We start from the raw sequence: 26,514 nt of genomic DNA on the forward strand, positions 1-26,514 counted from the left end.
GTTCACGCAAGGACTCGGCAATGCAGACCACGTTTCCCCGACTGTTACTGAAACACGCCAGCGAGCGCCCGCACGCACCCGCCATGCGCGAGAAGGAATATGGCATTTGGCAAACCATCCATTGGGCCGAGCTGGCGCAGATGGTCGAGCACATGGCCTGTGGATTGCACCAAGCCGGACTGACACGGGGTGAACACTTGGTGGTGATTGGCTCCAACCGTCCTCGCCTGTACGCCACTATGTTGGCGGCGCAATCGTTGGGCGCGATTCCTGTGCCGCTGTACCAAGATGCGGTGGGGGCCGAATGTGTCTTTCCACTCAACAATGCCGAGGTGCGCTTTTGTGTGGTCGAAGACCAAGAGCAAGTTGACAAACTGCTGGAAATCCGTGCGCAGTGTCCGCAAATCAGCCACATCTACTACGACGATCCACGGGGTCTGCGCAAATATGACGAACCTGGCTTGGGTTCTCTTGAAGGGTTGCTAGCGGCAGGAGCGGTTTTTGCCAAGCAGCACCCCGAGTTCTTCCGCGCCGAAATTGCCAAGGCTCACACCGACGACGTGGGTGCCATGTTCTTCACCTCGGGCACCACGGGCAACCCCAAGGGTGTGGTGCACACCCACAACTCACTCATCAACCGTGCAGAAGCGGGCGCCCAGTTTGACCACCTCACCGCCAGCGAAGACGTGTTGGCCTATTTGCCGCCGGCCTGGATTGGTCAAAACATTTTCAGCTACGCCCAGTGGCTCTACTGTGGCTACGTGGTGAATTGCCCCGAATCGGCAGCCACCGTCACCATCGACTTGAAAGAGGTCGGCCCCACCTACTACTTTGCGCCGCCCCGCGTGTTTGAGGGCTTGCTCACCAGCGTGATGATTCGCATGGAAGACGCAGGCAGCTTCAAGCGCCACATGTTCCATTACTTCATGGACGTGGCGCGCCAATACGGCCCCACCAAGATGGATGGCAAATCCATTGGCCTGGTCGGCGGTTTGCTCTACACCGTAGGCAACTTCTTGGTGTATGGCCCCTTGCGCAACAACTTAGGCATGAGCCGCGTGCGTGTGGCCTACACCGCAGGCGAAGCCATTGGCCCTGACTTGTTCAGCTTCTACCGCGCCATTGGCGTGAACTTGAAGCAGCTCTATGGCTCCACGGAAACCGCGGTGTTCGTCTGCTTGCAACCCGACCACGAGGCCCGTGCAGATACCGTGGGCGTGCCCTGTGCGGGGGTGGAAATCAAAGTGGCCGACAACGGTGAAATCTTGGTCAAGTCCGCAGGCCTGCTCAAGGGCTATTACAAAAACCCAGAAGCCACCGCCGAGGTGCTCACCGCCGACGGCTGGTACCACACCAGCGACGCCGGGTTCTTGGACGCGCACGGTCACTTGAAAATCATCGACCGCGTCAAAGACGTGGGCCGTATCAAAGGCGGTGCCAACGATGGCGCCATGTTTGCGCCCAAGTACGTGGAGAACAAACTCAAGTTTTTTCCGCACATCAAGGAAGTGGTGGCTTATGGGGACCAGCGCGACAAGGTTTGCGTGATGGTCAACATCGACTTCGATGCGGTGGGCAACTGGGCGGAGCGCAAAAACTTGCCCTACGCCGGCTACACCGATTTGGCGCAAAAGCCCGAGGTCTATGGCCTCATCCAAGAGTGCGTGGAAAAAGTCAACGCCGATTTGGCCGCCGACGCGCTGCTGGCGGGCAGCCAAGTCAGCCGCTTCTTGGTGCTGCACAAAGAGCTGGATGCCGACGATGGCGAGTTGACCCGAACCAACAAAGTACGCCGTGGCTTCATCGCTGAAAAATACGACGCCTTGGTCACCGCCTTGTACGGCGGTGCCACCGAGCAGTTCATTGAAACCCAAGTCAAATTTGAAGATGGCCGTACCGGCAGCGTGAGCGCCACGCTCAAGATTTCGGACGCCAAAACCTTCGCCCCCGTGGGGAAAGCCGCATGACTAAAAAAATTGGTGACGTCATCCTCGATGTCAAAAACATCAGCCTGCGTTTTGGCGGCGTCAAAGCGCTGACCGACATTTCGTTCAATGTGCGCGAGCACGAAGTGCGCGCCATCATTGGCCCCAACGGTGCGGGCAAAAGCTCGATGCTCAACTGCATCAATGGCGTGTACACCCCTTCAGAAGGCGCCATCACCTTCCGTGGTCAAACCTTTGCCCACATGGACAGCCGTCAAGTGGCCGAGATGGGCATTGCGCGTACCTTCCAAAACTTGGCCTTGTTCAAGGGCATGAGCGTGATCGACAACATCATGACCGGACGCAACCTGCGCATCAAAAGCAATCTGTTCATGCAGGCCTTGCGCATTGGGCCCGCACAACGTGAAGAAGAAGCGCACCGCGAATTTGTCGAACACATCATCGACTTCCTGGAAATTCAAGCCCACCGCAAAACGCCTGTGGGGCAGCTGCCTTATGGCTTGCAAAAGCGTGTGGACCTGGGCCGTGCCTTGGCCATGGAGCCACAGGTGCTGCTGCTTGACGAGCCGATGGCGGGCATGAACGTGGAAGAGAAACAAGACATGTGCCGTTTCATCTTGGACGTGAACGAAGAGTTTGGCACCACGATCGTCTTGATCGAACACGACATGGGCGTGGTGATGGACATCTCCGACCGCGTGGTGGTGCTCGATTACGGCAAGAAGATTGGCGACGGCGCTCCCGACGAGGTGCGCAACAACGAGGAGGTCATCCGCGCCTACCTCGGCACTTCACACTGAGGACAAGAACATGGCGTTTTTTCTGGAAGCTTTATTTGGTGGCCTGATGGCCGGCATGTTGTATTCCCTGGTGGCACTTGGCTTTGTGCTGATCTTCAAAGCCTCGGGGGTGTTCAACTTTGCCCAAGGCGCGATGGTCTTGTTTGCGGCCTTGGCCATGGCACGTTTCTCCGAGTGGATTCCTGGCTGGTTGGGCACGGACAGCAAACTGCTGGCCAATGTGCTGGCTTTTGTCATCGCCGGTGCATGCATGTTTGTGCTGGCTTGGGTGATTGAACGCTTGGTGTTGCGCCACCTAGTGAACCAAGAGGGGGTGACCTTGCTGATGGCCACACTGGGCATCACGTACTTCTTGGATGGATTGGGTCAAACTATTTTTGGCAGCGACATCTACAAGATCGATGTGGGCATGCCCAAAGACCCGGTCTTCTTGTTTGATTCCGTTTTTCAAGGCGGCGTGATGATCAACCTTGAGGACGTCTATGCCGCCTGCGTGGCTGCTTTGTTGGTGGTGGTGTTGTCTTTGTTCTTTCAAAAGACCAGCACCGGACGTGCCCTGCGCGCGGTGGCTGATGACCATCAGGCCGCGCAGTCGATTGGCATTCCACTCAACCGTATTTGGGTGATCGTGTGGTTTGTGGCCGGTGTCACTGCATTGGTGGCCGGCATCATCTGGGGCTCCAAGATGGGTGTGCAGTTCTCACTGACCACCGTGGCTTTGCGTGCCTTGCCTGTGATTATTTTGGGTGGACTCACCTCGGTGCCAGGCGCCATCATCGGTGGCTTGATCATCGGTGTCGGGGAAAAGCTGTCAGAGGTGTACGTCGGCCCCATGGTGGGCGGTGGAATTGAAATTTGGTTTGCCTACGTGCTGGCCTTGGTGTTCTTGCTGTTTCGTCCGCAAGGTTTGTTTGGCGAGAAGATCATCGACCGCGTGTAAGAGGAATAAAAAATGTTTTACAGAGAAAACGGTCAATTCAAAACCTCCTACCGCAAAGATCAGCAGATCTTTCCGATCACCCAAGACCGCTGGATGATTCTGGCCTTGGTTGCTTTTGCATTCATCGGCATCCCGGCCCTGGTCGACGAGTACCTGTACCGCGCCATCCTGATTCCCTTTTTGATTTTGTCGCTGGCTGCTTTGGGCGTGAACATCTTGGTCGGTTACTGCGGTCAGATCTCTTTGGGATCAGGCGCTTTCATGGCGGTGGGTGCCTACATGGCCTACAACACCTACATCCGCATCGATGGCGTGCCGTTGGTCGTGGCCTTGCTGTCGGGCGGGTTCTTTGCCACCTTGGTGGGCATTCTGTTTGGCATTCCTAGTCTGCGTGTGAAAGGCTTGTATCTGGCGGTGGCCACACTGGCGGCACAGTTCTTTTGCGATTGGGCTTTTCTGCGCTTGGGCTGGTTCACCAACTACAACGCTTCAGGCTCGGTGTCGGTGTCCAACCTCAACGTCATGGGCTTGCCCATTGGCACCCCGGTTGAAAAGTATTTGTTCTGCCTGTGCTTTTTGGTGGTCTTTGGCTTGCTGGCGAAGAACCTGGTGCGCTCAGCCATTGGCCGCGAATGGATGGCCATTCGCGACATGGACGTGGCCGCCGCCGTGATCGGCATCCGCCCCGTCTACGCCAAGCTCAGTGCCTTTGCCGTCAGCTCTTTCATCGTCGGCGTGGCGGGTGGGCTTTGGGGCTTCATCCACCTGGGTTCTTGGGAGCCTGCTGCGTTCTCGATTGACCGCAGCTTTCAATTGCTGTTCATGGTCATCATCGGTGGCATGGGTTCCATCATGGGCAGCTTTTTTGGCGCGGCCTTCATTGTGGTTTTGCCTATCTTTTTGAACCAGTTTTTGCCCGCACTTGGCGACATGGTGGGCGTCACCATCTCGACGGCGACTGTCGCGCACGTGGAGTCCATGATTTTTGGCGCATTGATTGTCTGGTTCTTGATCGTTGAGCCACACGGCTTGGCCAAGCTGTGGTCGATTGCCAAACAAAAACTTCGTCTGTGGCCTTTCCCACACTGAGTTCCTTGACCTTTCAAACTTTTAACAGGAGACAACCCATGAAGTTTCGTCACATCACAACGGCAGTGACCTTGGTCGCAGCAGCCATCACCGGCAGCGTTGTCAGCACCCAGGCGGCTGCACAAGCCAAAGAACAATTCTTCCCGGCCCTGGTGTACCGCACCGGCGCTTATGCACCCAATGGCGTGCCCTTTGCCAACGGGTTCATTGACTACCTCAAACTGACCAACGCACGTGGGGGCATCAACGGCGTGAAGGTGATTTATGAAGAATGCGAAACCGCCTATGCCACCGACCGCGGCGTGGAATGCTACGAGCGCCTGAAAGGCAAGCACGGCGGCGCCACCGTGTTCCAACCACTGTCCACCGGCATCACCTTTGCGCTGACAGAAAAAGCCCCTATCGACAAAATTCCCGTGCTCACCCCGGGCCTGGGCCGCAGCGAATCGCAAGACGGTGGCGTCTTCAAATGGAACTTTCCCCTGGCTGGCACCTACTGGGTGGCCGCTGACACCATCATCCAAGACATTGGCAAAAAAGAAGGTGGCTTGGACAAACTCAAAGGCAAGAAGATCGCCTTGATGTACCACGACAGCCCCTTCGGCAAAGAAGCCATTCCCATGTTGCAAGAACGCGCTGCGCTGCACGGTTTTCAGCTGAGCCTGCTGCCCGTCACCCACCCCGGCGTGGAGCAAAAGTCCACCTGGTTGCAGATTCGTCAAAACCGCCCCGACTACGTCATCAACTGGGGCTGGGGCGTGATGAACTCCACCGCTTTGAAAGAAGCCCAAGCAACAGGCTACCCACGCGAGAAGATGTATGGCGTGTGGTGGGCCGGTGCTGAGCCCGACGTCAAAGACGTGGGCCAAGGTGCCAAGGGCTACAACGCGGTCATGATGCAGCACGGCGCTGAGAAGAACGCGGACGTGGTCAAAGAAATTTTGTCCAAGTTGCACAGCAAAGGCCAAGGCACAGGCCCACAAGAAGAAGTGGGCGACGTGCTCTACATGCGTGGTGTGCAAGCTGCGATGTATGGCATTGAAGGGGTGCGCGCCGCACAAGAGCGTTTTGGCAAAGGCAAAGTCATGACCGGCGAGCAAGCGCGTTGGGGCTATGAGAACTTGAACCTGACCCAGGCCAAGCTCGACTCGTTGGGCTTCAAAGGCGTGTTGCGTCCCTTGTCGACCAGCTGCCAAGACCACATGGGGGCCGCCTGGACACGCATGCACACCTGGGATGGTGTGCGTTTCAACTGGTCTTCTGACTGGTACCAGGCGGATGAGCAAATCATCAAGCCCATGGTCAAAGCAGCTGCTGACAAATACGCCGCTGAGAAAAAAGTCACGCGTCGCTCACCTGCCGACTGCCAGTCCTGATGACGTGTCAGATCAGCCGCACGCAGCGTGTCGGTTGATTGTTTGGCGGCTCTTTCTGAGCCGCCAAACCTCAAACCTACAAGTGCTTGTGGTTTGAGGTTTGGTCAAACCCGCAATGTTTTTTAGCAAGGTCAATCATGAGCGCCAACAACATCGTTCTCAACGTCAACGGCATCGAGGTCATCTACAACCATGTGATCCTGGTGCTCAAAGGCGTGTCGCTGCAAGTGCCAGAAGGCGGCATTGTGGCCATCTTGGGTGGCAACGGCGCGGGCAAAACTACCACCTTGCGCGCCATCTCCAACTTGTTGCAAGGCGAGCGTGGGGCTGTCACCAAAGGCAGTATTGAGTTTCGTGGCGAACGCATTGAAAACCTCACACCTGCTGACCTCGTCAAGCGCGGTGTGGTGCAGGTGATGGAAGGGCGTCATTGCTTTGCCCACCTGACCATCGAAGAAAACCTGCTCACCGGCAGCTACACCCGTTCCGACAAAGGCGAGGTGGCTGCGAATTTGGAGAAGGTCTATAACTACTTCCCTCGTCTCAAAACCCGCCGCACCTCGCAAGCCGCGTACACCTCAGGCGGCGAGCAGCAAATGTGCGCCATTGGCCGCGCCTTGATGTCCAACCCCAACATGGTCTTGTTGGATGAACCCTCGATGGGGCTGGCGCCGCAAATCGTGGAAGAGGTGTTCAACATCGTCAAAGACTTGAACGACAAAGAAAAAGTTACCTTCTTGCTAGCCGAACAAAACACCAACATGGCCCTGAAATATGCCGACTATGGCTACATCATGGAGTCGGGCCGCGTGGTGATGGACGGTGCTGCATCTGACCTGGCCAACAACGAAGACGTGAAAGAGTTTTACCTGGGTGTGGGCGGCGGTGAGCGCAAGAGCTTCAAAGAAGCCAAGAGCTACAAGCGTCGCAAACGTTGGTTGGCTTGAACCCTGTGGTGCCGCTCCTTATTGAATGAACCTTATGTCTGAACACCTTCACCACGATGCGCTTGAAACACGCAGCCCCGCCTCGCGCGAGGTCGCTTTGATGGCCGCCTTGCCTGCGCAAGTGGCCCATGCGCAAAAAAACTCTTCCGCGTTTGCAGCTTCATTGGCAGGCATTGACGCCCGGCAAATCAACACGCGCGCTGCACTGGCCAAGCTGCCTGTGATCCGCAAGTACGAACTGCTGGCGCAACAACAAGCACAGCGTGCCGTCAACGTCTTCGGTGGCTTTGCCGCCATTGGGTTTGGCAAAGCCATGCCCCGTGTGTTTGCCAGTCCTGGCACCATTTACGAACCCGAAGGTGCACGTGCCGATTACTGGCGCATGGCCCGTGCCATGTATGCCGCAGGCTTTCGCGAAGGCGAGCTGATTCACAACTGCTTCAGCTACCACTTCACGCCTGCTGGCTCGATGATGGAAACCGGCGCACACGCCATTGGGTGTACCGTGTTTGCAGGCGGCACAGGCCAAACCGAACAGCAAGTGCAAGCCATGGCCGAGCTCAAGCCTGCGGGCTATATCGGCACGCCAAGCTTCTTGAAAATCATTGTTGAAAAAGCTGTCGAGATGGGCGTGGCCTTGCCCAGTGTGCGCAAGGCCTTGGTGTCGGGCGAGGCGTTCCCCCCTAGCCTGCGCGATTGGTTGGCCGAGCGCGGCATCGCGGGCTACCAGTGCTACGCCACAGCCGATTTAGGTCTGATCGCCTACGAGACGTCTGCCCGCGAAGGCTTGGTGTTGGACGAAGGTGTGATTGTGGAAATCGTGCGCCCGGGCACGGGCGACCCGGTGGCCGAAGGCGAGGTGGGGGAACTCGTGGTCACCAGTTTGAACCCTGACTATCCTTTGATCCGTTTTGGCACGGGTGACTTGTCGGCTGTGTTGCCCGGTACATGCCCTACGGGTCGCACCAACACCCGCATCAAAGGCTGGATGGGCCGTGCGGACCAAACCACCAAGGTGCGTGGCATGTTTGTGCACCCTGGCCAAGTGGCCGAGGTGGTGAAACGCTTCCCCGAAATTGCGCGTGCGCGTTTGGTGGTCTCGGGCGAGATGGCGAACGACCAAATGGGTTTGCAAGTTGAAGCGCAGCCCGCCGATGGGTTGGCGCAAAAAATTGGTGAAGCCGTTCGTGAGATCACCAAACTTCGAGCCGAGGTGGCGTTCGTGGCGCCCGGCAGTTTGCCCAATGATGGCAAGGTCATTGAAGACGCGCGCACCTATCAGTGAGTGTGATCAGGGTAAGCTATAGCCCGCCTACGTGATGACCGTAGCCTTTTTAGAGCGTGTGTCATTTACGATGACTTTTATTTAGGAGACCTCATGAAAAAACTGTTTTCACTCAGCCTGTTGGCGTTGGCCGCACTGACCGGAGGTGCGCAAGCCGCCGACTTCCCCATCAAAGACAAGCCCATCACCATCATCGTGCCCTTTGCCGCTGGTGGACCCACCGACCGTGTGGCGCGCGACTTGGCCGAATCCATGCGCAAGCCCTTGGGCGGCGTGGTCGTACTGATTGACAACGCAGCCGGGGCGGGTGGCACGATTGCTTCGAACAAAGTTGCCAAGGCAGTGCCCGATGGTCACACCTTGTTCTTGCATCACATTGGCATGGCCACGTCGCCTGCGCTGTACCGCAAGTTGCCTTATGACACCTTGGAAGATTTTGAGTATTTGGGCATGGTCAACGAAGTGCCCATGACCTTGATCGCACGCCCCAATATCCCTGCCAACAACTTCAAAGAGTTGTCGGCTTGGATTGCCCAAAACAAAGGCAACGTCAACTTGGGCAATGCAGGTTTGGGTGCTGCGTCCCACCTGTGCGGTTTGTTGTTCCAAAGCGCCATGAAGATCGACATGACCACGGTGCCCTACAAAGGCACGGCGCCTGCCATGACCGATCTGATGGGCGGTCAAATCGATTTGCTGTGCGACCAAACCACCAACACCACCAGCCAGATCGAAGGTAAGAAAGTCAAAGCCTTTGCGGTGACCACCACCAAGCGTTTGACCACACCGGCTCTGAAAGACTTGCCCACCTTGCAAGAGGCTGGCTTGAAAGATTTTGAAGTCACCATTTGGCACGGTTTGTACGCACCCAAAGGCACGCCTGCGGATGTGCTCACCAAAATCAACAATGCCCTCAAGGTGGCGCTCAAAGACCCAGAGTTCATCAAGAAGGAAGAAGCTTTGGGTGCTGTGGTGGTGAATGACAAGCGCGTCTCCCCCGCCGACCACAAAAAGTTTGTCGCTGCTGAAATTGCCAAGTGGGGTCCGATCATCAAGGCCGCTGGCATCTACGCCGACTGATGAACACACCCGGACAAGCCACCTTCGGGTGGCTTTTTTATTCGACCTAGGCCGCAGCGCCTGGGCTATTCGATGAGGAGACCGACATGATGATTCGTCGCACCGTTTTCAAAACCGCCGCGCAAGTGGCTCTGTTGGCCGTTGCTGCCGTGTGTGGTTTGCACGCCAGCGCCCAAAGCTGGCCCACCAAGCCTGTGCGCATCGTGGTGCCGTTTGCACCGGGTGGCACCACCGACATCTTGGCGCGCGCCGTCGCGCCTGAGCTGACCAAGGCCTTTGGCCAGCCCTTCTTTGTGGACAACAAAGGAGGCGCTGGGGGCAACCTGGGGGCCGAAATCGTGGCCAAGTCCCCGGCAGATGGTTACACCTTGCTCATGGGCACGGTGGGCACGCACGGCATCAACCGCGCCTTGTACGACAAACTGCCCTACGACCCGATCAAAGACTTTGTGCCCATCACCTTGGTGGCGGGCGTGCCCAACGTGATGGTGGTCAATGCCGAGCGCGCCAAAGAGCGCAACATCCACACCGTGGCCGATTTCCTGGCCTATGCCAAAGCCCATCCGGCACAACTGAACATGGCATCCAGCGGCAACGGAACCTCGATCCACCTTGCGGGTGAGTTGTTCAAGAGCATGAGCGGCACTTTCATGGTCCACTTTCCTTATCGCGGTTCTGGCCCGGCCTTGCTCGATCTGGTGGGGGGCTCGACCGATGTGATGTTTGACAACTTGCCCTCGTCGATGCCGCTCATCAAAGCAGGCAAGCTCAAGGCCTTGGGCGTGACCAGCGCCCAGCGCTCTGCCGCCTTGCCCGATGTGCCAACGGTGGAGCAAGCGGGCGGCCCGAGCCTGAAAGGCTATGAGGCCAGTTCATGGTTTGGTTTGTTGGCTCCTGCTGGCACGCCGGTGGATGTGGTCAACCGCATCCAGCAAGAAGTCACCAAGTCTTTGAGTACACCAGCCATCAAAGAAAAGCTGTTGGCCCAAGGCGCTATTCCTGGCGGCAACACCTCCGCCGAGTTCGCGAAATTCATTGACGCCGAACACAAAAAATGGGCCCAGGTGGTCAAGACCTCTGGCGCCAAAGTGGACTGATGCACCGGTGTTGCGTCGGTGATGCCGACGCAACGCGTGCACAGAGGTTTATCCGGCTTGTACGGGCAAGGCCTCGAAGGCAGAGAACGGCAGGCTTTGCTTGACCAAGATCACGGTGCAAGGCGCGTCCATCGCCACCTTGATCGGCACGGTGGCGACGAAGCGTTGCATCTGCAAACCGTGGGTGGCTGCCCCCATCACAATCATGCTCACTTGGTTGCCTTCGGCGTAGCGCACCAAGGCGTTGGCCACATCGCTTGCTTCTAGCACGTGGTAAGAGGTTTGGTGGCCTTCCAAATTCAGTGGTCGTGCCCACTGCCGCAGCAGGGTCAGGTATTGGCGGTGCAGCGAGGTTTCGCTGCTGGCGCTCTCGGTGCTGCTGGTTTGGTTGGGCGAAATCACCGTCACCACCGCCAACCTTGCACCCGGGCGCAAACCCAATGAACGTGCCACCGCTTGCCGCAACGAATACAGCGTGGCGTCGCTCGCCTCGTGGTGGGGCACGGCCACCATCAAAATTGGCACTTCTTCAATTTGCTGCGACGGCAAGGGGCTGGGCTGGTACTGCATGCCCGCTGCGCGCACCCACCGTTTGAGGTGGGTGAAGAACGAGGTGCCTTTGAGTTGTTGGCCGCGTGCGGTGATCTTGACTTGTTCGGGGTTCTCCAAATCAAACGCCAAATGCGATGCCGATGGGTAGCGTTGCGCCGCCACGGGCTCCAAGCAGCGCAGCACCACCTCTTGCAACCACTCTGGCGTTTCGGGTCGCAAGCGACGTGGCGGCGCTGGGTCCATCCACAAACGCTGACGCATGCCGCCGTCTGTGGCCGGGTTGCCAAACGGCAGCTCGCCGGTCGCCAGTTCGTAGAGCATCACGCCAATGGCAAAGATGTCACTGCGTGGGTCGCCGCGCACCCCCACCACTTGCTCTGGCGCAATCCAGGCGGGCGAGCCCACGGCTTTGCGCAGCTCTTCGGCCAACAAGTCGGGGTAGTGCGCGTGGCATGACAAACCGAAGTCCAGCAACACGGCGTGGCCGTCGGGGTGCATCAGCACATTGGCGGGTTTGAGGTCGAGGTGGCAGGTGTTTTGTTGGTGCAAGCTGTGGGCAGCGCGTGCCACGGCAGCACCCAGTTGGGCGATCTCTTGAGGTGATGGGTGGGTGCGCTGCTCGGTGTGTGCATCAAGCAGGTGCTGCAAGGTTTGCCCCGGCACATGCTCCATCACCAAGTAGGGCAGCGTCACCAAATCGCCTGCGGCGACAAAACGTGGCACATGGCGACTATGCAGCACTTGCAAGAGTTGATGTTCTACCTCAAAGCCCACAATGTTCTCGGCGCCATCGCCTGCCGTCATGCGCGGCACCTTCATCACCATGGGGAACGGGGCCTGGCGCTGGTCGGCGTAGCGCACCTCATAGATGTGAGCCATGCCACCGGCGTGCAAGCAATTGCCAATGCAAAAACCGTCCAACTCAGTGCCTGGCTCAAGACGCTTCATCGGCCGGTCTCCAGCCGCTCGGCAAAAAACTCAGGCAAGCCTGCTTCACGCACGCAACGCGCAGCGGCCATGTGGTCGTAGGCCACGCGGTGAAACGTCAGCTTGGCTGCGCTGCTGTCAAACAAGGCGTACATGGCGCGCGGGTTGCCGTCACGCGGCTGGCCCACCGAGCCCACGGTGGCAATCCAGTGACGGTGTTTCGGGGTCGGAATGGCCACACCCGGTGAGGGCTCAAAGCGCATCAGCTGCCGCCCCGTGCCCCGGTAGAACAAGGATTGGTGGTGCACATGACCCCCAAACACATAACGCACAGCGGGGTCTTGCATGGCCGCATCCAAACTCAGGCTGGCCGTGCGCTCGTCTTCTACATAGCGCCACCGCTCGGGGGCATCGGCACTGGCGTGCACCAACAGCACGCTGTCCTCACAGGCGGTGAGGGGCAAAATTTCCAACCAAAAGCGTTGTGCCGGCGACAGCTGGTCGTGGGTCCAGTGTGCGGTTTGACTGCCTAATGACAAATTGGCACTGGCGTCGTTGAGGTTGTGGCTTTGAATCAGTTCTTCGTGGTTGCCACGCAGCACGATGCCGCCCTGCGCTTGAATGTCTTGGCAGCGTGTCACCACCTCTGCCGGAAACGCGCCGTAACCCACCAAGTCGCCCAGCACGGCAATGCGCTCTGCGCCCTGTGCTTTGGCATGCGCCAAGCACGCCTCGAACGCGTGCAAGTTGCCATGGATGTCAGACAGCAGGGCGTACTTCATGGCTCAGCCTCAGGTGTTCAGTACACGTACACGCCGCGTCCCGTCTTGCGGCCCAGGTGCCCCGCCGCCACCATTTCTTTGAGCAGCGGGCAAGGGCGGTATTTGCTGTCACCAAACTCGTTCAAATAGACCTCCATCACGGCCAAGCACACGTCCAGGCCAATCATGTCAGCCAAAGCCAGCGGACCAATCGGTTGGTTGCAACCGAGCTTCATGCCCGCGTCAATGTCTTCGGGCGTGGCCAAGCCTTCGGCCAGCACAAACAGGGCTTCGTTGATCATGGGCACCAAGATGCGGTTGACCACAAAGCCGGGGGCGTTCTTCACGGTGATGGGGCTCTTGCCCAGTCGGGTGGCCAGGTCGTGCACGGCATCGTGGGTGGCGTCGCTGGTTTGCAAACCACGGATGATTTCGACCAAGGCCATCATGGGCACGGGGTTGAAAAAGTGCATGCCAATGAAGCGGTCGGCGCGTTGTGTCACCGCGGCCAGTTTGGTGATCGAGATCGACGAGGTGTTCGATGCCACGATCACCTCGGCTCCGAGCAGCGCATCGACTTGCTTCAAGATCTTGACTTTGAGCTCGTAGTTCTCGGTGGCGGCTTCGATCACCAGTTGTGCGGTTTTGAGGTCGTCGTAGTTCGTGCTGCCTTGGATGCGTGACAAGGCGGCTGCCTTGTCGGCCTCGGTGATTTTTTCTTTCTTGATCAGGCGGTCCAAACTGCCCGCGACGGTGGCGATGCCTTTGGCCACCGAGGCCTCCGAGATGTCGACCATGACCACGTTCACGCCTGATACGGCACATGCCTGCGCGATGCCATTGCCCATGGTGCCCGCACCAATGATGCCTACGGTTTGAATGCTCATTGAAATTTCCCTTGTTGCTTGGATGGAATAGAAGAATATTAGCGGGTGAAGGGTTGCGCTTGGCTGACTTGGCTCAAGCCTTGAAGCGCTTTTGCGTCAGGTGCAGCGCTATGCGCCAGGCCACCACGGTGTACAGCGCCAACACGCCCAAATGCAACAGGGGTTGCGCGGGCCACTGGTCCAAGAACAGCGGGCGCACCAAGGCAATGGCTTGGGTCAGGGGCAGCCAGGCGGACACCTCGCGCACCAGATATGGCAACTGGTCACGCGGAAAGAACACGCCGCTCAAGAACATCATGGGCGTGAGAAACAACGTGAAGTAGTAGGTGAAAAAGTCATAGCCCTTGGCCAGCGCATTGAAGATCAGCGCAATGCAACTGAAGGTGATGCCCACGCACAAGAGGATGGGCCAAGCCGCCAGCAGCTTCCAGCTGTGGGTGATGCCCAGACCCATCATCACGCCCAAGATGGCGGTGATGGTGAACAAAGCCTTGAACGCAGCCCACAGCATTTCGGCCAGCAGCACATCGTCCAAGCGCATGGGGGCGTTCAAGATGCCGTCCCAGGTCTTTTGTACATGCATGCGCGAGAAGGCGGAGTACAGCGCTTCAAACGTGGCCGCGTTCATGGCGCTCATGCAAATCGAGCCGCTGGCTAAAAACAAAATGTAGGGTACGCGTTGGCCGTCCAAATTGACTTCACCTACCAATGCGCCCATGCCGTAACCAAAGGCCACCAGCCACATCAAGGGTTCGGCGATGTTGGCCACCAGGCTGGGAATGGCAAGCTTGCGCCACACCAATAAATTGCGCAAAAACACGGGCCAAAAACGAAAGTAGGTGTGCATGGTGTCAGCCCTCTTCCCGGATCTGGCGCCCGGTTAATTTCAAAAACAAATCTTCTAAATTGGCCGGTCGGTGCAGGGTGCGCAGACCGCTGTGTGTGGCCAAGGCCTGCAACAAGGGGCCTGCTTGGTGGGTGTAAAAAAACACGGTCTCGCCGCTGGTCTCGACCCGTTGTGCCAAGTCTTTGAGCGGGCTGTGCACCAAGCCCAAGGCGCCATTGCCGTACACCTCCACCACATCAGGTTCTAGGTGTTGGGCAATCAAATCGCGTGGTGCGCCTTCGGCAATTTTTTTGCCGTGGTCGAGCACCAGCAGCCGATGACACAAGCGTTCGGCTTCGTCCATGAAGTGGGTGGTCAGCAGAATCGACTTGCCTTGTTGCAACAGTTGCTGCAAACGCTCCCACATCAGGTGGCGCGCTTGGGGGTCGAGGCCAGTGGTGGGCTCGTCGAGCAGCAGCAAGTCAGGGTTGTTGATGAGGGCGCGCGCCAGACTCAGGCGTCGCTTCATGCCGCCCGACAACTCGCCTGGCTTGGCATCGGCTTTGTGGGTCAAGGCGGCAAAGCGCAGCAACTCAGGAATGCGCGCCTGAATGTCAGCTTTCTTCAAACCAAAGTAACGGCCAAACACCATCAGGTTTTCGGCGCAGGTGAAATCTGGGTCGAGGGTGTCAAACTGACTCACCACGCCCAGGCGGGCCTTGATGGCCAAGTCATGCTCAGGCATGGCCAGACCAAATGCGTTCACGCTGCCGCTGTCCGGTGTGGCCAGCCCCAAGCACATGCGCAGTGTGGTGGTTTTGCCTGCCCCGTTGGGGCCAATCACGCCGAGGCATTCGCCGGGGGCGATGCGAAACGACACATCGTTGACCACGGTGTTGTCGCCGTAGCGTTTCATCAAGTGCTGACATTCAAACAGAGGTTTCATGACAAACATTGTGCCGTGCATGGTGGCACTTTCAGGTGCTTGGCTGCTTTTCAGAGCCGTCTTGGCCGCCACCTAAAATCCGAACGATGAACGAAACCCTCACCGTGCTCTTGCAGTACCTGCTGCCCAAACAAGCCTTGACCGTGTTTGCGGGCACTGTGGCCCGTGCCCAAGGCGGACGTTTCACCCACGCTTTGATTCGTTGGTTTGTGCGGCGCTACCACGTCAACATGGACGAGGCTGCACAGCCCGACATCACGCACTACGCCAGCTTCAACGATTTCTTCACCCGCGCCCTGAAACCCGGCGCTCGCCCTTTGGCCAACGCAGACTTCGTGTGTCCCGTGGATGGCGCCATCAGCCAGCTCGGGCACATCGAGGGCGACCAAATTTTTCAAGCCAAGGGGCATCACTACAGCACCCAGGCTTTGGTGGGGGGCGACGCAGCATTGGCCGCGCAGTTTGCGGATGGCGAGTTCGCCACCATCTACCTCAGCCCCAAGGACTACCACCGCATCCACATGCCCAGTGCAGGGCGCTTGCGCCGCATGATCCATGTGCCGGGCGATTTGTTCTCGGTCAACCCGGCCACCGCACGCGGTGTGCCTGGCTTGTTCGCACGCAACGAGCGCGTGGTGTGTGTGTTTGACATGCCGGCTGCCCTGGGTGCCAAGCCACAGCAGTATGTGTTGGTACTGGTAGGAGCCACCATCGTGGGCAGCATGGCCACGCCTTGGCATGGGGTGGTCAACCCGCCACGCTCAGGCAAAGTCCGCGATTGGAGCTACAACGACCAAGACATCCACTTGCGTCAAGGCGAAGAAATGGGCCGCTTTTTGTTAGGCTCCACCGTTGTCTTGCTCTGGCCCAAGAACACCATGGCGCTCAACCCCGACTGGCAAGCTGCACGCCCTGTGCGTTTGGGCGAGAAGATGGGCGACGCGGCCGCTTATTGAAACGCCACTTCTGCAAAGCTGCGCAACTTGCGGCTGTGCAGTTGTGCCGGGCCTTGCTCGCGCAGCAGCTCAATGGCGCGCATGCCAATGCGCAGGTGCTGGTCCACACGCTCGCGGTAAAAGTGGTTGGCCATACCGGGTAGCTTGATCTCGCCGTGCAAGGGCTTGTCACTCACGCACAGCAGCGTGCCGTAGGGCACCCGAAACCTGAAACCATTGGCGGCAATGGTGGCGCTTTCCATGTCCAGCGCCACAGCGCGGCTTTGGCTGAAGCGCCGCTGGGGCGTGTTGTTGGGCAGCAGCTCCCAGTTGCGGTTGTCGGTGCTTGCCACCGTGCCGGTGCGCATGATGCGTTTGAGTTCTGCACCTTGGCACTGCGTGACATCGGCCACGGCGCGCTCCAGCGCGACTTGAATCTCGGCCAGCGCAGGAATGGGCACCCACAGGGGCAGCTCTTCGTCCAGCACATGGTCTTCACGCACATAGCCGTGGGCCAACACGTAGTCGCCCAACTGTTGTGTGTTGCGCAGGCCCGCGCAGTGGCCCAACATCAGCCACGCATGGGGGCGCAGCACGGCAATGTGGTCGGTGATGTTTTTGGCGTTGGCAGGCCCCACCCCAATGTTGACCATGGTGATGCCCGCGTGGCCTGGGCGCACCAAGTGGTAAGCCGGCATTTGCGGCAAGCGCGGGGGAACTTTGCCGAGTGCATCGTTCGCTTCGACAGACATACCCACACGCCGTGTCACCACATTGCCGGGTTCCACAAAGGCCACGTAGTCGCTGTTGGGGTCTTGCATGGCGGCGTGACCCAGGCGCACAAATTCGTCAATGTAAAACTGGTAGTTGGTGAACAGCACGTAGTTTTGAAAGTGCTCGGGGCTGGTGCCGCTGTAGTGGCGCAGGCGTTGCAGCGAATAGTCCATGCGTGCTGCGGTGAACAAGGCCAGGGGCTGGTGCTCGCCCGCAGCGGCTTCAAACGTGCCGTTGGCAATGCCGTCGTCCATGGCGGTGAGGTCGGGCAAGTCAAACACCTCGCGCATTTGCTGGCGCCGTTCAGCACTCATCTCACCTTCGATGTGGTCATTCTCAGCAAACGAAAAATGCACGGGGATTGGCTGGTGGCTCACCCCCACTTCCAAGGGCACATCGTGGTTTTGCAACAGCAAGCGAAACTGTTCGCGGTAATAGTCGGCAAACAAATCAGGTCGCGTCAGCGTGGTTTCGTAGCGTCCTGGTTCGGCCACAAAGCCGTAACTCAGATGGGCACTGTCACTGCCTTTTTTCAAGGCGCCTTGTTGGGTGTGGATGCGCACAAACGGGTAATAGGCGCGCACCCGCTGTGGGAAATCTTGGCCTGCCACGAACTGCTTCATGGCCAAACGCAAATGGTCTAGGCTGGTTTGGTACAGCGCTTGCACTTGTGCCAGTGCGCTGTCGGCGTCGGTGTGACGGGTGGGGGCGATGAAAGGGGGGCGAATGCTCATGCTCTGATGTTAAAGCTGACATGTGACGACATCGTGGACGACAAGCCGTTTGGCGTGAAGTTGCTCAATCTTTTCTTGTGGCCGAAGGGCCGTTGATTGAACGGCTGAGATACGCAGGGATGGCCAAGGGTGAAATCACCTCCACATGGTTGGCCATCGTCCAACCCTCTTTGACAGGCGCGACCACATAGGCTTTGTCAACGCCGATGTCTTCGCAGGCTTGCCAGAAGCCTTTGCTCACCTTAGGCGCAGAAGAAAATTTAATTTCAAACCCAATGGTTTGGCTGCCGGTTTCGACCACCACGTCAAGTTCTGCCCCAGCAGCTGTTCGATAAAAAGAAACGCTGGCACCGACGGGCAGATGGTTGCAAATTTGCTCGATGCAAAACCCCTCCCAAGAGGCGCCTGTGATTGGGTGACCCATCATGTCATGAGTGTCGCGTATGCCCATGAGGTAATGGAGCAATCCGCTGTCACGCACATAAATTTTGGGTGATTTCACCAGCCTCTTACCGAGGTTGGCATGAAACGGTTCTAGTCGGCGCAACATAAGGCTTTGCACCAAATGGTCAAGGTACCGTGTCGTGGTGGGTGCGGATACGCCAAGCGACGTCGCAATGCTGGATGCATTGAACAACTGGCCATGCAAGTGCGCCACCATGCGCCAAAAGCGTCGCATCAGTTCTGGCTCAACGTTGATTCCGAGCCCTGGTAGGTCTGTGTGCAGAAAGTGTCTGACAAAAGCATCGCGCCAAAGCCAAGATGCCTCATCGCCAGCGGCTGTGTAGCTATTTGGAAACCCTCCGCGCAGCCACAAGGTTTGGATATCTGCAAACTCTTGATGCACTTCACTCAATAGCAAAGGAGCCATGTCGACCAAAGCCAAACGGCCCGCTAACGATTGCGATTGCTGAAGCAGTTTGAACGAAGCCGAGCCAAGAATAAGGAATCGGCCATTCCGGCGGTCCGCATCGATTTCACCGCGCATCGTGCTGAACAATTCTGGGGCGTTTTGAATTTCATCCAAAACAATCAGCCGATGGCGATTGGCTTGAAAAAAAACATCCGCCTGCTCCAGTTTGGCGCGTGCTTGGTGCGTTTCTAAGTCGAGGTAGATGGACTGCGGGAATTCAGTCGCAATTTGCTGTGCCAGTGTGGTTTTGCCGATTTGGCGAGCGCCCAAAATGGCAACTGCTGGACTCCAAGACAGTTGATTGCGAATTTCTTGCGAAGATTTTCGAGTAAACATCCTTGCATATTAAACATGCCACATTTAAAATGCAAGGATAATTTTTCTACATATTGCGCCGGTACTGCCCACCCACCTCAAACAAGGCGTGGGTGATTTGACCGAGTGAGCACACGCGCACCGCGTCCATCATCACTTCAAACACGTTGGCGTTGTCGATCACGGCTTGTTGCAGACGTTGGAGTTGAACCGCAGCCTCTGCTTGGTGACGGCGGTGGAAGTCGTTCAAGCGCTGCAGCTGGCTTTGTTTTTCGTCGTCGGTGGAGCGGGCCAGCTCTAGCTTGTCCATCACTTGTTCGCCATGCGGATTGCGGAAGGTGTTGACGCCAATGATGGGCAGCTCGCCCGTGTGCTTGAGCATTTCATACGTCATCGATTCGTCTTGAATCTTGCCGCGCTGGTAACCCGTCTCCATGGCACCCAACACGCCGCCACGCTCGGCGATCTTCTCAAACTCCGCCAGCACAGCTTCTTCCACCAATTCGGTGAGTTCTTCGATGATGAACGCGCCTTGGTTGGGGTTTTCGTTTTTAGCCAAGCCCCATTCGCGGTTGATGATGAGCTGAATCGCCATGGCGCGACGCACCGAGTCTTCGGTGGGCGTGGTGATGGCTTCGTCAAACGCATTGGTGTGCAAGCTGTTGCAGTTGTCGTAAATCGCAATCAGCGCCTGCAAGGTCGTGCGGATGTCGTTGAACTGGATCTCTTGCGCATGTAAGGAGCGGCCTGAAGTTTGGATGTGGTATTTCAGTTTTTGCGAACGTTCATTGGCGCCGTATTTCTCTTTCATGGCCACCGCCCAGATGCGGCGTGCCACGCGGCCCATCACGGTGTACTCGGGGTCCATGCCGTTGCTGAAGAAAAAGCTCAGGTTGGGTGCAAAGTCATCCACGTGCATGCCACGCGCCAAATAGGCTTCCACAAAAGTGAAGCCGTTGGAGAGGGTGAACGCAAGTTGCGAAATCGGGTTGGCCCCCGCCTCGGCAATGTGATAGCCGCTGATCGACACGCTGTAGAAGTTGCGCACTTGGTTGTGCACAAAGTACTCGGCAATGTCGCCCATCACCTTGAGCGAAAACTCGGTGCTGAACAAACAGGTGTTTTGGCCTTGGTCTTCTTTCAAGATATCGGCTTGCACCGTGCCGCGCACGTTTTGCATCACCCAGGCACGGATCTTGGCGGTCTCGGTGTCGGTGGGCTCACGGCCGTTGTCGAGTTTGAATTTGGCCAGGTGTTGGTCGATGGCGGTGTTCATGAACATCGCCAAGATCGAAGGCGCAGGCCCGTTGATGGTCATCGACACGCTGGTGGTGGGCGAACACAAATCGAACCCGTCGTACAACACCTTCATGTCGTCGAGCGTAGCCACGCTCACGCCCGAGTTGCCCACTTTGCCGTAAATGTCGGGGCGCAAGTCAGGGTCGTTGCCGTACAGCGTGACCGAGTCAAACGCGGTGCTCAAGCGCTTGGCGGGCATGCCCTCGGACAGCAGCTTGAAGCGGCGGTTGGTGCGAAACGGATCACCTTCACCGGCGAACATGCGGGTCGGGTCTTCGCCCTCGCGCTTGAAGGCAAAGGTGCCGGCGGTGTAGGGGTAGCTGCCGGGCACGTTGTCGAGCATCAGCCATTTCAAAATTTCGCCGTGGTCTTCGTACTGCGGCAAGGCCACTTTGCGGATGGCGGTGCCACTCAACGACTTGGTGGTGAGTGCGGTGCGAATTTCCTTGTCGCGGATTTTCACCACGTATTCGTCACCCGCGTAGGCGGCTTGCATGTCGGGCCACTGCGCCAACAGTTTGCGCTCTGTGGTTCCTAAGTTTTCTTCACGCGCAAATGCCAAATCGGTGGCGGCTTCAGACGCTTTGGCACGGCCTGGCTTGCCCTCGGCCAGCATGCGCGCGGCTTCACGCAGTTGCTGAATTTCGCGGGCCAGTTTGGCCTGCGCACGCGCGCGCTTTTTGTAGCCGCGCACGGTGTCGGTGATTTCGGCCAAATAGCGCGTGCGCGCTGCGGGCACCACCGGCGTTTGGTTGGTGCTGTGGCGTACGCCCACCACGGGCAAACGTCCTGGCTTGAAGTTCAGGCCCAAGGCCGAGAGCCGCACCTTCAGGGCTTGGTACAGCGCGGTCACGCCGTCGTCGTTGAAGCGCGCCGCCATGGTGCCAAACACCGGCATTTCTTCGGTGGGGGTGTTCCAGGCCTCCTGGTTGCGTTGCACTTGCTTGGCCACATCGCGCAGGGCATCGCTGGCGCCTTTGCGGTCAAACTTGTTGATGGCCACAAACTCGGCAAAGTCGAGCATGTCAATTTTTTCCAGCTGGCTGGCGGCGCCAAACTCGGGCGTCATCACGTACATGGGCACGTCCACGTGCGGCACGATGGCGGCGTCGCCTTGGCCAATGCCGGAGGTTTCGACAATGATCAAGTCAAAGCCCGCACACTTCGTGGCAGCCAACACATCGGGCAAGGCCGCGCTGATTTCGCTGCCAAAGTCACGCGTGGCTAGGCTGCGCATGAACACGCGTGCGCCGTTGCGCCACGGGCCAATGGCGTTCATGCGGATGCGGTCGCCCAGCAAAGCGCCACCGCTCTTGCGGCGAGACGGGTCGATGGAGATCACCGCAATGCGCAGGCTGTCGTCTTGGTCCAAACGGATGCGCCGCACCAACTCGTCGGTCAACGACGACTTGCCCGCACCACCCGTGCCCGTGATGCCCAACACAGGCACTTTGTGTTGACTGGCTTCTTGCCGCACAGCGTCCAGCAACTTGGCGTCCAGGCTGCCGTTCTCTAGCGCGGTGATCATTTGGGCCAGCGCACGCCAGGCCATTTCGTCATCGCCTTGGATGGCCTTTACCTCGCTGGGTGCGTAGCTCGACAGATCTTGGTCGCAGCGCATGATCATTTCGCCGATCATGCCTTGCAAGCCCATTTTTTGACCGTCTTCAGGGCTGTAAATGCGCGTCACGCCATAGGCTTGCAGCTCGCGAATTTCGGGTGGCACGATCACACCGCCGCCGCCGCCAAACACCTGGATGTGTGCGCCGCCACGGCTTTTGAGCAAATCCACCATGTACTTGAAGTACTCCACATGGCCGCCTTGGTACGAGCTGATGGCAATGCCTTGCACGTCTTCTTGTAGCGCCGCTGTCACCACCTCGTCGACCGAGCGGTTGTGCCCCAGGTGAATCACTTCAGCGCCCATGCCCTGCAAGATGCGGCGCATGATGTTGATGGCGGCGTCGTGCCCGTCAAACAAGCTGGCTGCTGTGACAAAGCGCACTTTGTGCGTGGGCTTGTAGTTGGCCAGGGCTTTGAATTCTGCGGACAGGTCGGTCATAGGGTGTCTCCGTGCTTTACGTTTACGTAAACGTCAATCATAGCGTCGTATCTGAAAAATGCATCCAATGCGGCGCATAAAAAAAGCCGCGCCCTGGGCGCGGCTTGAAAGGTCGGTGCAAGTTATCGGCCGCCGTACAAGTAATTTGGCAACCACAAGGTCAGACCGGGCCAGATGTACATCAAGACCATGCACAAGATCACGATCAACATGTAGGGCATCATGCCCGCGAAGATCTGATTGATGGTCACATGTGGCGGCGACACGCCCTTGAGGTAGAACGCCGACATGGCCACGGGTGGCGACAAGAAGGCTGCTTGCAAGTTCACAAACACCAACACGCCCCACAGCATGGGGTCAATCTGGAAGTGGTTGAGCAGGGGCAAGAAGATAGGCACAAAAATCACAATGATCTCGGTCCACTCCAGCGGCCAACCCAGCACAAAGATGATGGCTTGCGACAGCAGCATGAACTGAATCGGCGACAGGTTCATGGCCATGACCCATTCTTCCACCAAGCGTTGGCCACCCAAGATGGCAAACACCGCAGAAAACAAGGCCGAGCCCACGAACAGCCAGCACACCATGGAGGTGGTCTTGGCGGTCAAGAACACCGCTTCTTTGATGCGCTCAAAGTTCAACGAGCCCGAAGCCCACGCCATCAAGAAAGCGCCTGCCGCTCCCACAGCGGCAGACTCGGTGGCGGTGGTGATGCCCAGCAGAATCACCCCCAGGACCACCAAGGTCAGCACGCCCAAGGGCATGACCGACTTGACCAGCATGTTCAAGATTTCAAACTGTTCGCCATTGAACCCCTTGTAGTACCACGCCAGCAGCAGCACCAGCAGTGCGGCGGCGATCCAGAACCCCGTGTAAAAGCTATCGGGTACGGGTTCGGTCTTAGGCGCGTCTGAGGTGTCGCCGTCGCCCAGGGCTTGCAACGGGGCGTCGGTTTCGGCCTCTGCCGGTGTGTCGGCTTCAGCGCCCGGAGGGGCTTGCACACCGTTATCGCCCGAGGCTTGCGCCACCGACTCACTGCCTGGTGGTTCGGACACACCACCTGTGCTCTTGGGCTCTTGGGCCCCGGGTGGTTCTGCTAAGCCGCCACTCGGTGCGGCCACGCGCTCGGTGGTGGCGACTGTAGGTGCTGCAACTTGGGCCACGCTCGCTTGCGCAGCCGCGTTGTTGTCGGCTTGCGAGTAAATCACCACGTACCACCACACAGCGCCCAAGCTGACGATCACCATGAAGACGGGCACCAGGCTCATCATCAAGCTCTTGAACAACAGTGACCAGCTCACGCGCAACTCAGCCACTTGAATTTGCAACGCACGGCTGGGTGCCAGCGTGGCTTTGATCAAGGTGGGCAACATGCGCTCTGAATACATCCCTGTGAGTTTTTGAATCCAGGGCGACACCGGTGCGTGCAATTGCTCTTCAGGTAACTTGGGTGCGATCTTGGGGTCAATCAGCACCCAGCCAATGACATAGACCAAATACAAGAACGCCAAAAAGAAGCCGGGGAACATGGCCGCTGCGTATAGCTTGACCACCGACTGACCAGCCACTGCGGCGTACACAATGATCATGACCGACGGCGGAATCAAAATGCCCAGCGTGCCACCAGCCGTGATCACGCCTGCTGCCAAGCGCGTGTCATAGCCTGCGTTGAGCATGGGGCGCATGGCAATCACGCCCATGAGCACCACCACGGCGCCTACCAAACCACTGGCAATGCCCCAGAAGGTGCAAATCACCAAGGTGGCCACCGCCAATGAGCCTGGCAAACGGCGGAACGCCAGCTGCACGCTGTGGAACATTTTGTCCACCAGTGCGCCACGCTCCATCACATAGCCCATCAGCACGAACAGCGGAATCGACAGCAAGGTGTCGTTGGTCATCGCTCCGAACGTGCGTTGCACCATCAGGTTGAACACCTTGTTGTCCAGCCATGGTTGGCTGGGGTCGTAAAAAGCGGTGAAGCCAAACACCATGCCCAAACCCATGAGGGTGAAGGCGGTTGGAAAGCCCATCATGATCACCACCACGATGAGGCCCAACATGGTCAGGCCGAGTGCGGGATCGCTCATGGCTGACCTCCAGTCGATGAGCCCCTTTGGTGGGCTTCCTCGTCAATGCTTTTGGCGCGTGCAATGGCGTCGCGCTTGGCATCGTCGTCCACATAAATGCTGTTGGCCAGTTGTTGCTCGACCACGTCAATCTCGTCGGCATCTTTCAAGCGCTCGGGCCATGCGCCGGTGCGCAAGCACACCACGCAGCGCACGATTTCAGCCACGCCTTGCATCAGCACCGTCAAGCCAGCCAAAGGGATGATGGCTTTGAAGGGGTACAGCGGCAGTGGGTCGGCATTGAAGGTGTGTTCGCGAATTGCGACCGAGTCCGCGGCGTAGGTCCAACCTGCCCAGGTCAAGGCGATCACGCCAGGAATGAAGAACAAGATGTACAGAACCAAGTCCAGCGACGCTTGCGTGCGCGGTTTAGCGCTGCCATAAAAGAAGTCGCCACGCACATGGCCATCTTGGCTCAACGTATAGGCACCGCACATCATGAACAGCGTGCCGTACATCATGTTGCTGGCGTCAAAAATCCAAGCGGTGGGGGCATTCAAGGCGTAGCGCTTGAAAACCTCCGCCACCACCAAAAGCATCAAGGCCACGATCAGCCATGAGAAGGCTTTGCCCACCCAGGTGCTGATGTGGTCTGCTGTGTGCAGCAGTTTGAGAGTGTTCATATCAACCGTTCAGAAAAGAAGAAAACCCATCCGGGGTTGCCGAATGGGTTGAGCAGGTGAAGGCCGTGATCAGGCCTTTTTAGCGTTGAAGTAACGGTTGTAGGCCATTTTGAAGTCGACCATGTAGTCGTTCTGCCATTGGCCCGCACGTGCCGCAAACGCGCGCTGCGAGTCCATGACCTTCTTGAACTGGGGGTTCTCGGCAGACTTCTTCTCCACCACCTTGTCCCAAGCATCCAGCTGGGCTTTGAGGATGGCATCAGGTGTCTTGTAGAACTTGATGCCTTGCTTTTTCATCTCTTCGTAGTCTTTGGAGTTGCGTTCAATCGCTTTCCAGCTCATCTCGGCAGAAGACGCCGACACGGCCACATCAATGATGGATTTGAGTTCAGCGGGCAGTGCACTGAGCTTGCCTTTGTTGAACAAGATCTCAAACTGTTCGCCGCTTTGGTGGAAGCTTTGCAGCATGCAGTTTTTAGCCACATCCGGAAAACCCAACACGCGGTCTGACGACGCGTTGTTGAACTCTGCCGCGTCAATCAGGCCGCGGTCGAGGGCCGGCACAATTTCGCCACCCGGCAGTGGGTTCACCGCAGCGCCCAGTTCGGTGAAGATGTCGACCGCCAAGCCCACAGTACGGTACTTCAGACCTTTCAGGTCGGCCACTTTGGCGATAGGCTTTTTGAACCAACCCAGTGGTTGGGTGGGCATGGGGCCGTACACATACGACACCACGTCGATGTTGAGCGACTTGTAAATTTCTTCCAGCAGCTGTTTGCCGCCTCCGTACTGGTGCCATGCCAACACCATGTTGGGATCCATGCCAAAGGCCGGGCCCGAACCCCACAGCGCCAAGGCGGTGCTCTTGCCGTAGTGGTAAGCCAGCACGCCGTGGCCACCGTCGAGCGTGCCCTTGTTGACCGCATCCAGCAACTGGAAAGCTGGCACCACCGCACCAGCGGGCAACACTTCAATTTTCAAACGACCACTGGCCATGTCGTTGACTTTTTTGGCAAAGTCATTGGCGTACTCATGAAAGATGTCTTTGGCTGGCCAGGTGCTTTGGAAGCGCAACGAGGTGGTTTGTGCGCGCGACACCATGGGTGCAGACATGGTGCCTGCTGCGACAGCGGCACCCTTCAGTACGTTACGGCGGGCAGTTGTTTTCTTGCTCTCGGTCATGCAGTTGTCTCCTGATTGTTTGTCTTCAACGTTGAATAGACACTTTCATTTTTGGGCTTTTTCACAAACCTGATAGGCGGGTTTTCACT

General features: G+C 57.9%; 21 protein-coding genes. 10 read left to right on the forward strand and 11 right to left on the reverse strand.

Going from position 1 to position 26,514, the window contains the following annotated elements:
- Window positions 1–20: 20 nt before the first annotated feature.
- The 9 genes from B9Z39_RS03115 (at window position 21) to B9Z39_RS03155 (ending at window position 10,560) form a co-directional block, all read left to right on the forward strand.
- Complete coding sequence (locus B9Z39_RS03115) at window positions 21–1,967, forward strand: long-chain fatty acid--CoA ligase (RefSeq protein WP_108300673.1); 1,947 nt, start codon at window positions 21–23, stop codon at window positions 1,965–1,967.
- Window positions 1,964–2,746 carry an ABC transporter ATP-binding protein gene (locus tag B9Z39_RS03120; protein ID WP_108300674.1) on the forward strand — a complete coding sequence of 261 codons (783 nt, stop codon included), beginning with the start codon at window positions 1,964–1,966 and terminating at the stop codon, window positions 2,744–2,746. The genes B9Z39_RS03115 and B9Z39_RS03120 overlap by 4 nt, the downstream gene beginning before the upstream one ends.
- 10 nt (window positions 2,747–2,756) lie before the next feature.
- On the forward strand, window positions 2,757–3,686 hold the full coding sequence (locus B9Z39_RS03125) for a branched-chain amino acid ABC transporter permease (RefSeq protein ID WP_108300675.1): 930 nt from the start codon (window positions 2,757–2,759) through the stop codon (window positions 3,684–3,686).
- A 12-nt stretch (window positions 3,687–3,698) separates the two neighbouring features.
- Entirely contained in the window at window positions 3,699–4,775 is a 1,077-nt protein-coding gene (locus B9Z39_RS03130) for a branched-chain amino acid ABC transporter permease (protein ID WP_108300676.1), read from the forward strand.
- 38 nt (window positions 4,776–4,813) lie between these two features.
- Window positions 4,814–6,151, forward strand: a complete 1,338-nt coding sequence (locus tag B9Z39_RS03135; RefSeq protein ID WP_100147496.1) for an ABC transporter substrate-binding protein — start codon at window positions 4,814–4,816, stop codon at window positions 6,149–6,151.
- Window positions 6,152–6,288: 137 nt separating this feature from the next.
- Complete coding sequence (locus B9Z39_RS03140) at window positions 6,289–7,098, forward strand: ABC transporter ATP-binding protein (RefSeq protein ID WP_100147497.1); 810 nt, start codon at window positions 6,289–6,291, stop codon at window positions 7,096–7,098.
- Window positions 7,099–7,132: 34 nt separating this feature from the next.
- The gene (locus B9Z39_RS03145; RefSeq protein ID WP_108300677.1) at window positions 7,133–8,383 is read left to right on the forward strand and encodes a phenylacetate--CoA ligase family protein; all 1,251 of its coding nucleotides are present in this window, start codon (window positions 7,133–7,135) and stop codon (window positions 8,381–8,383) included.
- Window positions 8,384–8,476: 93 nt separating this feature from the next.
- A complete protein-coding gene (locus B9Z39_RS03150; RefSeq protein WP_108300678.1) occupies window positions 8,477–9,463 on the forward strand; it encodes a tripartite tricarboxylate transporter substrate-binding protein in 987 nt (328 codons plus the stop codon).
- An 89-nt stretch (window positions 9,464–9,552) separates the two neighbouring features.
- Entirely contained in the window at window positions 9,553–10,560 is a 1,008-nt protein-coding gene (locus tag B9Z39_RS03155; RefSeq protein ID WP_108300932.1) for a tripartite tricarboxylate transporter substrate binding protein, read from the forward strand.
- Between the two features lie 48 nt (window positions 10,561–10,608).
- On the opposite strand, the gene B9Z39_RS03160 is transcribed toward B9Z39_RS03155, so the two are convergent.
- From B9Z39_RS03160 to B9Z39_RS03180, 5 genes are all read right to left on the reverse strand, one after another.
- Entirely contained in the window at window positions 10,609–12,060 is a 1,452-nt protein-coding gene (locus B9Z39_RS03160; protein ID WP_108300679.1) for a bifunctional serine/threonine-protein kinase/universal stress protein, read from the reverse strand.
- Entirely contained in the window at window positions 12,057–12,821 is a 765-nt protein-coding gene (locus B9Z39_RS03165; protein ID WP_108300680.1) for a metallophosphoesterase, read from the reverse strand. Before B9Z39_RS03165 ends, B9Z39_RS03160 begins: the two co-directional genes overlap by 4 nt.
- Window positions 12,822–12,838: 17 nt before the next feature.
- The gene (locus B9Z39_RS03170; protein WP_100147502.1) at window positions 12,839–13,687 is read right to left on the reverse strand and encodes a 3-hydroxybutyryl-CoA dehydrogenase; all 849 of its coding nucleotides are present in this window, start codon (window positions 13,685–13,687) and stop codon (window positions 12,839–12,841) included.
- A 73-nt stretch (window positions 13,688–13,760) separates the two neighbouring features.
- Window positions 13,761–14,534 carry an ABC transporter permease gene (locus B9Z39_RS03175; RefSeq protein WP_108300681.1) on the reverse strand — a complete coding sequence of 258 codons (774 nt, stop codon included), beginning with the start codon at window positions 14,532–14,534 and terminating at the stop codon, window positions 13,761–13,763.
- A gap of 4 nt (window positions 14,535–14,538) precedes the next feature.
- Complete coding sequence (locus tag B9Z39_RS03180) at window positions 14,539–15,459, reverse strand: ATP-binding cassette domain-containing protein (RefSeq protein WP_100147553.1); 921 nt, start codon at window positions 15,457–15,459, stop codon at window positions 14,539–14,541.
- A gap of 86 nt (window positions 15,460–15,545) precedes the next feature.
- On the opposite strand from B9Z39_RS03180, the gene asd reads away from it, so the two are divergent.
- A complete protein-coding gene (asd, locus tag B9Z39_RS03185) occupies window positions 15,546–16,415 on the forward strand; it encodes an archaetidylserine decarboxylase (protein WP_100147504.1) in 870 nt (289 codons plus the stop codon).
- Here asd and B9Z39_RS03190 read toward each other — a convergent pair.
- From B9Z39_RS03190 to B9Z39_RS03215, 6 genes are all read right to left on the reverse strand, one after another.
- On the reverse strand, window positions 16,409–17,902 hold the full coding sequence (locus B9Z39_RS03190; protein ID WP_100147505.1) for an AMP nucleosidase: 1,494 nt from the start codon (window positions 17,900–17,902) through the stop codon (window positions 16,409–16,411). The genes asd and B9Z39_RS03190 overlap by 7 nt on opposite strands.
- A gap of 64 nt (window positions 17,903–17,966) precedes the next feature.
- On the reverse strand, window positions 17,967–19,151 hold the full coding sequence (locus B9Z39_RS03195; RefSeq protein ID WP_100147506.1) for an ATP-binding protein: 1,185 nt from the start codon (window positions 19,149–19,151) through the stop codon (window positions 17,967–17,969).
- A 46-nt stretch (window positions 19,152–19,197) separates the two neighbouring features.
- Entirely contained in the window at window positions 19,198–22,491 is a 3,294-nt protein-coding gene (gene icmF, locus B9Z39_RS03200) for a fused isobutyryl-CoA mutase/GTPase IcmF (protein WP_100147507.1), read from the reverse strand.
- Between the two features lie 122 nt (window positions 22,492–22,613).
- Window positions 22,614–24,581, reverse strand: a complete 1,968-nt coding sequence (locus tag B9Z39_RS03205; RefSeq protein WP_100147508.1) for a TRAP transporter large permease subunit — start codon at window positions 24,579–24,581, stop codon at window positions 22,614–22,616.
- Entirely contained in the window at window positions 24,578–25,243 is a 666-nt protein-coding gene (locus B9Z39_RS03210; RefSeq protein ID WP_100147509.1) for a TRAP transporter small permease subunit, read from the reverse strand. The genes B9Z39_RS03205 and B9Z39_RS03210 overlap by 4 nt, the downstream gene beginning before the upstream one ends.
- Before the next feature lie 69 nt (window positions 25,244–25,312).
- Entirely contained in the window at window positions 25,313–26,425 is a 1,113-nt protein-coding gene (locus B9Z39_RS03215) for a TRAP transporter substrate-binding protein (RefSeq protein ID WP_100147510.1), read from the reverse strand.
- Window positions 26,426–26,514: the final 89 nt, after the last annotated feature.

Origin of the sequence: Limnohabitans sp. JirII-29, from assembly GCF_003063395.1 — a bacterium.
Classification (GTDB): domain Bacteria; phylum Pseudomonadota; class Gammaproteobacteria; order Burkholderiales; family Burkholderiaceae_C; genus Limnohabitans.